This window comes from Paraglaciecola sp. (assembly GCF_051252315.1).
Classification (GTDB): domain Bacteria; phylum Pseudomonadota; class Gammaproteobacteria; order Enterobacterales; family Alteromonadaceae; genus Paraglaciecola.
The window spans coordinates 1-9,566 of record NZ_JBPOFP010000147.1 but is presented as its reverse complement, the minus strand read 5'-3'; the positions used below and the strand labels follow the sequence as shown (position 1 = coordinate 9,566).

Genomic DNA, 9,566 nt, shown 5'->3' with positions numbered 1-9,566 from the left:
AAGCCGTTTTAAGTGACTCCCCGAAGCGAGGTGCGCATTATAGACATAACTTCATCCACTGCAACTCCTTTTTTAAATTAATTTACTGACTGCTGAATTTATAAACAAAAAGGCCCTTTCGGGCCTTTTAATGAACAATATTCGAACTGACTGTTATTTAACTTCCATATTCGGTGAGCGATATACCAATTCATCATTGAGTTCGATACCAATACCCGGTTCTTCGGATACCTCAAAGAAACCATTAACAGGTTGAGGATCTTGTATACATAACTCTCTATTCCACTCTTTAATGGCATAAGTATGGTGTTCATGAATTAGGAAATTTGGAATAGCTGTTTCTAAATGTAGGCTTGCAGCTGTAGCAACAGGCCCTCCACATACATGAGCTTGTACTCGAATATCGTATACGTCTGCATAATCACATACTTTCTTTGTTTCAGTGAAACCACCACATAAACCAACATCTGGTTGTAATACATCGATACTTTGATCTTCAAAGTATGGACGCACATCCCAACGGTGGTAGAGTCGCTCTCCCCCCGCAATAGGAACTCGGACATTCTCTGCTACTTTTTTATGTACCGCAGAGTTTAAGTAATTCACAGGTTCTTCGTACATCATGCAGCCCACTTCTTCGATAACTTCCCCCATCTGAATAGCAGAAGCAGCTCCCATTAATGAGTGAGACTCAAATATTATGTCTACATCGGCACCTACTGCTGTGCGGATTGCACGCAGACGGTCGCCAAATAATCTCATTTGTGGTTTAGTAAATAACTTAGTGCGATCAAAGGATGAGTTACCATCCTTGTCATATACAATAGGATCGACTTTTACAGCGTCATATCCTTCGGCTACTGCTTTTAATGCGGCTTCAGCATACTGCTCAGGTTGAGTCAATTTAGTACACTCTTTATCCCAGTCAAACTGAAGTTGGCTAGCGTAGGTTCTGAGTTTACCGTTGGTTTTGCCACCCAACAGTTGATAAACAGGTACACCAAAAGCTTTACCTTTTATATCCCAAAGTGCGGTATCGATAGCACTCATTGCAGCATACAAAACTGGACCGCCACCTAAACCCCAAAAACTTTCACGTAACATACGTGACCATAACAATTCGGTGTTCATAGGGTTAAAGCCAATTAACATGGCTTCAGCAATTTCTTTAATCATGTGTGCAGCAGCGCTATGACCTAAATCATAAGCAAGACCTGCCTCGCCCACACCAGAAATACCTTCATCAGTATGAATGCGAATAAATATAGGGTTCCAAGGTGGTCGTTTAGGACAATGGATGTCGAAGATCTCAACACGATTAATTTTCATTTAATTTTCCTGCTTAATTTGTTTATTTTTCGATGTTCGTTAAAAAGAAGATAATTACTCGCAAAAACGAGGGTCTAGGTTATAAGCACGCCTTAACATAGAAGGCCAAGCTTTTTGGCCACCCGTTTCTCCACTGTGGACTACATTTGCTTGTGCATAAATACCATCAACTATGGATTGCGGTATTTCGATAATTGGTTGGCCTGCTTGCAATAAATCCATCTGAATCTCACAAGCTCGCTGTAAATCATAAAAGCGCATAAACGCATCACCAACTGTAGGCCCTAAAGTTAAGCCCCCATGGTTGTGCAATAACATATGATTGGTTTCACCTAAATCCTGCTGTAGCCGGGCCTTTTCACTTTCGTCTACAGCGAGTCCTTCATAGGCGTGATAACTTAATGAGGATAACGAAAACATGGCGTATTGACTCCATGGTTTTAAACCGCCTTCAATACTTGCCACACCAATCGTTGCCTTAGTGTGTAAATGAATGACACATTTAGCATCATGCCTAACTTCATGTATAGCACTATGAATGGTAAAGCCGGCCGGGTTTATTTGATAAGGCGAGCCATCTAGCACATTACCTTGTAAATCAACCTTAACTAAATTAGAAGCGGTGACTTCATCAAAAGCCAATCCAAAGGCGTTAACTAAATAGTGATCTGTATTTGGCACTCTAGCCGAAATATGGGTATAAATTAAATCGCCCCATCTGGCATCGGCAACCAATCGATAACAAGCGGCTAAGTCGATACGAGTCTGCCACTCCTCATCTGATACCAGGCCTTTTAAACTGAATGCCTTTAATTCGTACACCTTTTTCTACTCCCACTTACCTTATTCACAACTAATTAAAGATCATACATTAAATGTACTAATTAACCGATACAAAACATAAAGTAGTTAGGTTATGACCAACCAATAGGAGCAGACTGTAACCAATTCTGTTTAGAATACTCAGTTTCTCCACACGTAATGTGTAACGTATAAGCATGTCTTGATTTATTTGATAAATTTGGTGCGCTAAAATGAGGTAATAAACCATTAAACACGACTAATGTGCCCTTTTTTACTTCCAGAGCTTGAGCACTTTCATCCTTTGGCCAAGGTCTATCACTTAACGTTTTTAATTCCGTACTATCATCCTCATATCGTAAAAACTGCTCTTTTAACGGATATGGCTCTCCATCGGATTGCACTTGTAAACAACCATTTTCTAAAGTCGCATCTTCTACAGCTACCCAAAATGTAATAACAGAAATAGGTTGAGTATAAAAATAGGTCGCATCTTGATGCCATCGTATAACACCGCCTATTTTAGGCTGTTTGAAAATATACATAGACTGGCGAATTTGTGGAGAAATACTGCCAAGCTGTAGTGCTATATTTTTAATTTTTTCACTTTGACTAAAATCTCTAAACTCAGGTACTAAGTAATGCAATGCATGACCAATTTTATTAATGCTCAACGATTTCTCTTGAGTTAAAGTGCCTTGTAAATCAAAGGCATCTTCTTCAAAGAAACAGCGAACCTTGTCTCCCGACGACAAAAAGTATTCATCTCGACTTTTACTTTGGTCTTGGGTAGAAAATACCGCGCGTGTTGAATCAGGATCAAACCTTTCAACAATGTGTTCGGCAGTTTGTTTCAATAAATTCATTTCACTATCAGAAAAACATCCGGGCAAAACCGCAAAACCTTTCGAATGGTAATTTTTCAATTGTTGAGTATTTAACAAGCTTGATATCTCCTTCCTTTTTGCACATCTATTTAACTACTAATAAAACTCAACTTAATAAATTAACTAAATAATTGTTCTTTTCGCCAACCTTTAATGATTTTTATGCGACTAATTTACATCAGGTTTTAAAATGCTATTGATTTCAACCATTTACAAACTGGCATGTTGCATGCTGTTTAAAGCTTGTAAACACAATCTACACAATAAATATAAATTTATACAAGGAATTTTATGAAACATTCTCGACTCACACTTAGCGCTGTTATCGTTGCTTCTTTACTTAGCACGACTGGATGTATTATTCACGTTGGTGCACATGAAAATGATAACAATAACCATCATAAAGCAAACAAACACCATAGCTCTCACGATACCGTATTCGGTGGAATAGATATTAAAGAAAACCAACAAGTAAAAAACTTGTCTTCAGTTAATGGTGGTATTGATTTAGCGGACGGTGTGATTGCAAAAAATGTCGAGACGGTGAACGGCGGTATCGAAATCGGTCACAGAGTATCAATTAAGCGAGCTTCAACGGTGAACGGCGGTATAGAAGCCAAGTCAGAACTTACAGTTGAAAAAGACCTAAGTACGGTAAATGGCGGCATTCATTTGAGAGCAAACTCAACTGTAGGTAAAGATGTATCGACTGTTAATGGAGACATCAAGCTAAATGGCACTTCAGTTGGGGACGAGTTAAAAACAGTTAATGGCGACATAATACTTTTAAATAACAGTATAGTTGAAGGCGATATTGTTTACGAAAATAACAACAAGAGTTCTTGGTGGAAAAACAAAGAGAGCTCTTTACCAACATTAAAAATAGACGGTAGCTCACAGGTAAATGGTCGTATTATTCTTGAACGTAAAGTCATACTAGAAATTGAAGACGAAGCGTTATTGGCAAAAGTAGAACGTAAATACGAAAAGTAACCGCCACTCTAGCGACACAATCGAAAGCAGTCTAGAGCACTAATGTTAAGGTTAAATATTATAAAATGAGTTAGTAAAACCTTAAGGTTTTACTAACTCATGAATTACAACAAAAACATTTTGAAACAAGACGTTAGGTAATGTGCGCGCCCTGCGTACCCACGTAAACAGAATATACCGATTGGCTGGCCGTCATAAATAAACGATTACGATGCTCACCGCCAAAACACAAGTTAGAACAAATTTCAGGTAGCTTGATTAACCCAATACGATCTCCGTTTGGAGCAAAAATATGTACTCCATCAAACCCTTCACCAGCCCAACCAGCACTTGACCAAATATTGCCATGAATATCCGCACGGATACCGTCTGCCCCACCTTTTTTACCATCATATTCCATAGTACAAAAAGTTTTACCGTTTCGTACTTTGGTACCATCTATATCCCATACTCTGATCAAACTAGTATCAGCACCTGAGTCGGCTGCATAAAGCTTTTTATAATCCGCAGAAAAACATAAACCATTTGGTTTAACCAAGTCATCGGTTAGTTTAGTGACTTTTCCAGTTTGGCCATCGATACGATAAATCGCCTCTTTTTGATAAGGCTGTGACGATCCCGTATTTGCCTTAGTTCCTTCATACCAGCCTAATGAACCATAACCGGGATCAGTAAACCAAATACTGTCATCTAGCGGATTTACAACCACATCGTTAGGAGCGTTATAAGATTTACCACCAAAAGAATCGGTTAATACCGTCAGACTTCCGTCATGTTCATACCTTACGACTCGACGGGCTAAGTGCTCACAAGATACTTGCCGCCCTTGAAAATCAAAGGTATTTCCATTGCTATTGCCAGAAGGCTTACGGAAATTACGAGATACATGATTATCTTCTTCTATGTACCTTAGTTGTTCGTCTGCGGGAATATCACTCCAAAGTAAATAGCGACCCACAGCATTCCAAGCTGGGCCTTCTACCCAACGGCCACCAGTATAAATACGTTCAATAGCAGCATTACCTACCTTGTAAGTAAAACGTTTATCTAAGGCAATGACATCAGGCTCAGGATAACGGACCGGGGCAGCGCCGGGTAGATAACGACTGGCGTCTTGAGCTTTACTCGCCAAACTCGTGGCCATAAGCCCAACTGTGCCAGCTGTTAAACTTTTAACAAAGTGTCTTCTAGACAACTGCTCTTTGTTACCGTTCAAACTATCGTCTTTGCTCATTAACCTGATATCCCTTACTTGATTCGTTTCACCTACTTTACCTAGGCTAATTACAATATTCAAAAATCAATTTTAAGATTACCAATAAACACAATTCGTTAATTATATTTAGCAATATAATCATTAGCTTAAGATTTCTTACAACACCTGTTTTGTCACAATTTGATTTACTGTTATTACTTATTTTCCAAGAACTAATCCAAATGTCAGCATAGAACGTATAACTGAATATAAATTAATGAAGAATAAAAAAATTGCTTAATATCATTGGATTTAACTTGTCTTGGTTTGGCCTAATACTATTTGGCCATTGGTTTATTCCGGTTACCGCAGTTTGGTTAGCCTTCCACCTCTATGCTTGTGATTCACGTAAAGTCGAAGCCAAATTAATCTTATCTGTGACATTACTAGGCACCTTAATTGACTCTACATTGCTAAATGTGGGTATTTTAATAATCGAAGATCATGTCATTATTCCATTGTGGTTCATAATGTTATGGGCAGTATTTACATCCACAATCAGGCACAGTCTTCAGTTCTTAAAACATTCATACGTTTTGCAATTTGTTGTTGGTTTTTGTACCGCACCATTAAGTTATTTGGGAGGGGCATCTTTATCGCCTATTGAACTTGGCTATAGCCAGGTGAATACTTTTCTAATTATTGGATTGATATGGGGCGTATTAATGATAGGTATATTTGCACTTCAAAAACGATTTGAAGCCCAGGAGAATTATCGTGTATAACGTTTTAAGCATAACACTCTTAATAATTTCAATGAGTTGCACATTAGTTCACGCCAACTCAGATAATCAAAACATTCTGAAAAAACTCCCTAAAGACTTAGCTGAATTACAGTATCAACAAGTTGGGAAAACTCAATTTAGTGTTTTATTTTGGGATATTTATAACAGCACTTTATATACTAAAACCGGACGATATAGCGACATTAATACTTCGTCACCATTAGTATTTGAAATTGAATATCTGAAAGACATCACCGCTGAAGATTTAATACAAAGAACTATCCAACAATGGCAGCACTTAGAGTATTCAGAAACTTCCTACCAAGCCTTTATTTCCCCATTAAGAAGCATTTGGCCTGATATTAAATCGGGAGATAAATTAGCTCTATTAGTTCAAAACGAGCAATCATTCTTTTATTTTAATAACGCCCAAATAGGACTTGTTCCAGGCAAAGAGTTTAGTCAAATGTTTTTAGACATCTGGCTGTCTCCAAAAACAAGTCAACCAAAATTAAGAAACGAATTATTAGGAATCCCCTCAAATGAATAGTTTCCCCAAAAAAGTACTAATCTTATCCCTCGTGATTTTCTTATCTAGCTGCTCAACCAAGATAAGTAACTACCCTAAGACAGCAGAGGCATTTGATATCAAGCAATATTTTGATGGCAACATTGTCGCTTGGGGGATCCTACAAGACTATTCTCAACAGGTTAAAAGGAGATTTTGTGTAGAAATACTAGGAACTTGGCAGGAAAATAAAGGGGTATTAGCTGAAAAGTTCTATTTTGATGATGGAGAAATCACCTATCGAAACTGGGACCTGGTAAAACAATTTGATGGCACTTATAAAGGTACTGCTGAAGATGTAGCTAATGCCGCAATTGGTGTGCATCAAGGATTTGCCTTTCAATTTCAATATGAGCTTTTGCTCAGTTTAGACGGTGACACGTATTTAGTGACTATGGATGATTGGATGTATCAAATTGACGAACATAGAGTCATGAATAAAACATCTATGTCAAAATTTGGGGTTCAGGTTGCTGAGATCACAATATTTTTTGATAAACAAAATCAAAAACAATCCTGCTTATAAATAGACTTCTCGGCTTATCTCAACATCAAAATTCATATTTAGATTACAAGATGGTCATAGTCAAAGATCATCTTATTTTCAGCTCTCATGTTTACATCAAAATAGTGTCAGAAGACACATTAAATAAAACGCTAAGAAACTCATTCCCCTCAATCTAAAACTAATATTTAACCTGAACTCGGGATAAGAAGAGTCGCCTAAGTTCAGTTTTTGGATAAGGTTCATACACTTATAAATTAACACCTACTAACGATTACTTTTAGCTAACTCAATGACGAAATTTTTATCGTATAGCAAGGCGGCTTTTCGTGCGCACTAGATGGCTATTATTAGAAAACCCAACGTCGTTAGGCGCAAAAATAGCGTTATTGATAGGCTCGGCTTATCCCGAGCCCAGATTATTTAGACTCGTAATAGCTTTAATATCCAACCTAAACAATACGGCATTATTTTCGCTTAGATCACTAATAAATATATATTTTTTTTAGGCACTATTTATTGATCCATTATCACATCACCGTCGTAACTTTTCCTGTACCTAACAACGAGGAATATATCGTGAAATATTTTAAAACTTTAAGTTTATCTCTTTTCAGTGTGATTTTTTTGCAAGCTTGTAGTGACGATGATAATGAGATAATTGAACAAGAACCGGCTCCGGTGACAATAGTCGATGCGGCTGTTAGCAACGGAAACTTTACAACTCTCGTGGCTGCGTTACAAGCTACTGACTTAGACACAGTTTTATCTGATACCAATAGCAGCTTTACTGTTTTTGCTCCAACCGATGAAGCATTCGCTCTTTTAGGCCAGGATACGATAAACGCCTTGCTAGAGGACACAGACACCCTAAGCAACATTCTTACTTACCATGTTATTGGCAGTGAAGTTGACTCAACTACCGCGATTAGTTTAGCCGGTACTACGGTAACCATGGTTAATGAAAGCGACGTAGGTTTATCACTCGACGGTGCAAATTTATTGATAAACACTGCGACGGTTGTGACGGCTGACATTCAAACCGACAATGGCATTATTCATGTTATTGATGCAGTGTTATTGCCTCCAGCTGCAATGGCAGAACCAAGCTTAAATATTGTTGAAACGGCAGTAGAAAACGGTAGTTTCACTACTTTAGTTGCGGCACTACAGGCTACCGACCTAGATATGGTGCTAAGTGATGAAAGTGCTATGTTTACCGTTTTTGCTCCTACAGATGACGCGTTTGCATTAATCGGTGACGAAACGATTGGCACACTGTTAAATAATCCAGATGTATTATCTAATATATTGTTGCAGCATGTTGTTTCAGGCGCTTCAGTTAATTCTACAACAGCCTTTTCTTTAAACGGCATGAGCGTTGAAACAGCTTCTATGGCTCAGATACCGGTTAACATAAACGCCGAAACAGATATGTTAATGTTTGGTGGCGCAAACATAGTCCTCAAAGATATTTATACAACAAATGGTGTAATACATGTTATTGATGCGGTCATTGTCGGTGATGTGGCAATTCCAGAACCAGCAATGAATTTAGTGGATGTAGCAGTAGAAAATGGAAATTTTGAAACGCTAGTGTCAGCTCTTCAGATGACAGGGTTAGACGCCACTTTAGCAGATACCGATAGTGACTTTACTGTGTTCGCCCCAACCGATGACGCTTTTGCAAAATTACCTGAAGGCACGCTAGACAGTTTAACAACAGAGCAGTTAACGAGTATTTTAACTTATCATGTTGTAGCTGGAAAAGTTATGTCAGATGGAGCAATTTCTGTAGCACAATCTGCAGAAAACATGGTTGAAACGGTAAATGGAGACAAAGCCTCACTTTCTTTTGTGGACTCAACCTTATTTGTTAACGGAGCTAAAGTCAGTACAGCTGATGTTATGGCTGAGAATGGTATCATTCATGTGATTGATAATGTCCTTATGCCACCTGCTATGATGGGCACTCCAACTCAAAATATTGTCGAAGTCGCATTAGCAGACCCTGATAACTTTTCGACTTTAGTGTCAGCGTTAACTGCCGCAGACTTAGTTTCCACATTATCGGACGAAGATAGCACGTTCACAGTATTTGCCCCGACAAATGCAGCATTTGAAAAAATAAATTCTGATGATTTAACAGCACTTTTAGCCGACACTGATAAATTAAAAGCAGTTCTTCTAACTCATGTCATTAGTGGAGCAAGTATCAGTTCACTCGACGCCTTTGCAGCTAATGGAAAAATGTTAACCACAGCTTCTGAAGACGAAGTACAAGTCATGATCGACTCAGAGTCGGGTTCACTCATGATTGGCGACTCCAAAGTAGTTATTACTGATATTTACACAACCAATGGTGTTATTCATGTCATTGATACTGTGATTTTAGATTAACTTACATTTCTTAAAGCACTTCTGCCCATTTTAGCCTCTGACTTCAGAGGCTTTTTTATAATTAAATGATCATTAATCGAATTTGACTCGTATATATATATAC

General features: G+C 38.1%; 9 protein-coding genes. 5 read left to right on the top strand and 4 right to left on the bottom strand.

All coding sequences use genetic code 11. The annotated features are described in order from the left end of the window. Nucleotides 1-153: 153 nt before the first annotated feature. The 3 genes from ACSHXM_RS19440 to ACSHXM_RS19430 form a co-directional block, all read right to left on the bottom strand. Nucleotides 154-1,329 (bottom strand): mandelate racemase/muconate lactonizing enzyme family protein, encoded by a 1,176-nt coding sequence (locus tag ACSHXM_RS19440; protein WP_435691636.1) that lies wholly within the window; start codon nt 1,327-1,329, stop codon nt 154-156. A 54-nt stretch (nt 1,330-1,383) separates the two neighbouring features. Continuing rightward, nucleotides 1,384-2,151, bottom strand: a complete 768-nt coding sequence (locus ACSHXM_RS19435) for a class II aldolase/adducin family protein (RefSeq protein WP_435691634.1) — start codon at nt 2,149-2,151, stop codon at nt 1,384-1,386. Nucleotides 2,152-2,243: 92 nt separating this feature from the next. Next, entirely contained in the window at nt 2,244-3,074 is an 831-nt protein-coding gene (locus ACSHXM_RS19430) for a phytanoyl-CoA dioxygenase family protein (protein ID WP_435691632.1), read from the bottom strand. Nucleotides 3,075-3,308: 234 nt separating this feature from the next. Here ACSHXM_RS19430 and ACSHXM_RS19425 point away from each other — a divergent pair, with 234 nt between their 5' ends. Continuing rightward, entirely contained in the window at nt 3,309-4,010 is a 702-nt protein-coding gene (locus ACSHXM_RS19425) for a hypothetical protein (protein ID WP_435691630.1), read from the top strand. Between the two features lie 133 nt (nt 4,011-4,143). Here the strand turns inward: ACSHXM_RS19425 and ACSHXM_RS19420 are convergent, their stop codons facing one another. Beyond that, nucleotides 4,144-5,244: an SMP-30/gluconolactonase/LRE family protein gene (locus ACSHXM_RS19420; RefSeq protein ID WP_435691628.1), complete on the bottom strand. Its 1,101-nt coding sequence runs from the start codon at nt 5,242-5,244 to the stop codon at nt 4,144-4,146. A 254-nt stretch (nt 5,245-5,498) separates the two neighbouring features. Here ACSHXM_RS19420 and ACSHXM_RS19415 point away from each other — a divergent pair, with 254 nt between their 5' ends. The 4 genes from ACSHXM_RS19415 (at nt 5,499) to ACSHXM_RS19400 (ending at nt 9,463) form a co-directional block, all read left to right on the top strand. Beyond that, complete coding sequence (locus ACSHXM_RS19415; protein WP_435691626.1) at nt 5,499-5,990, top strand: DUF2878 domain-containing protein; 492 nt, start codon at nt 5,499-5,501, stop codon at nt 5,988-5,990. Between the two features lie 31 nt (nt 5,991-6,021). Continuing rightward, a complete protein-coding gene (locus ACSHXM_RS19410; protein ID WP_435691624.1) occupies nt 6,022-6,540 on the top strand; it encodes a chalcone isomerase family protein in 519 nt (172 codons plus the stop codon). Then, nucleotides 6,533-7,084 (top strand): DUF3833 domain-containing protein, encoded by a 552-nt coding sequence (locus ACSHXM_RS19405; RefSeq protein ID WP_435691622.1) that lies wholly within the window; start codon nt 6,533-6,535, stop codon nt 7,082-7,084. Before ACSHXM_RS19410 ends, ACSHXM_RS19405 begins: the two co-directional genes overlap by 8 nt. Before the next feature lie 558 nt (nt 7,085-7,642). Further along, on the top strand, nt 7,643-9,463 hold the full coding sequence (locus ACSHXM_RS19400; protein ID WP_435691620.1) for a fasciclin domain-containing protein: 1,821 nt from the start codon (nt 7,643-7,645) through the stop codon (nt 9,461-9,463). Nucleotides 9,464-9,566 lie beyond the last annotated feature (103 nt).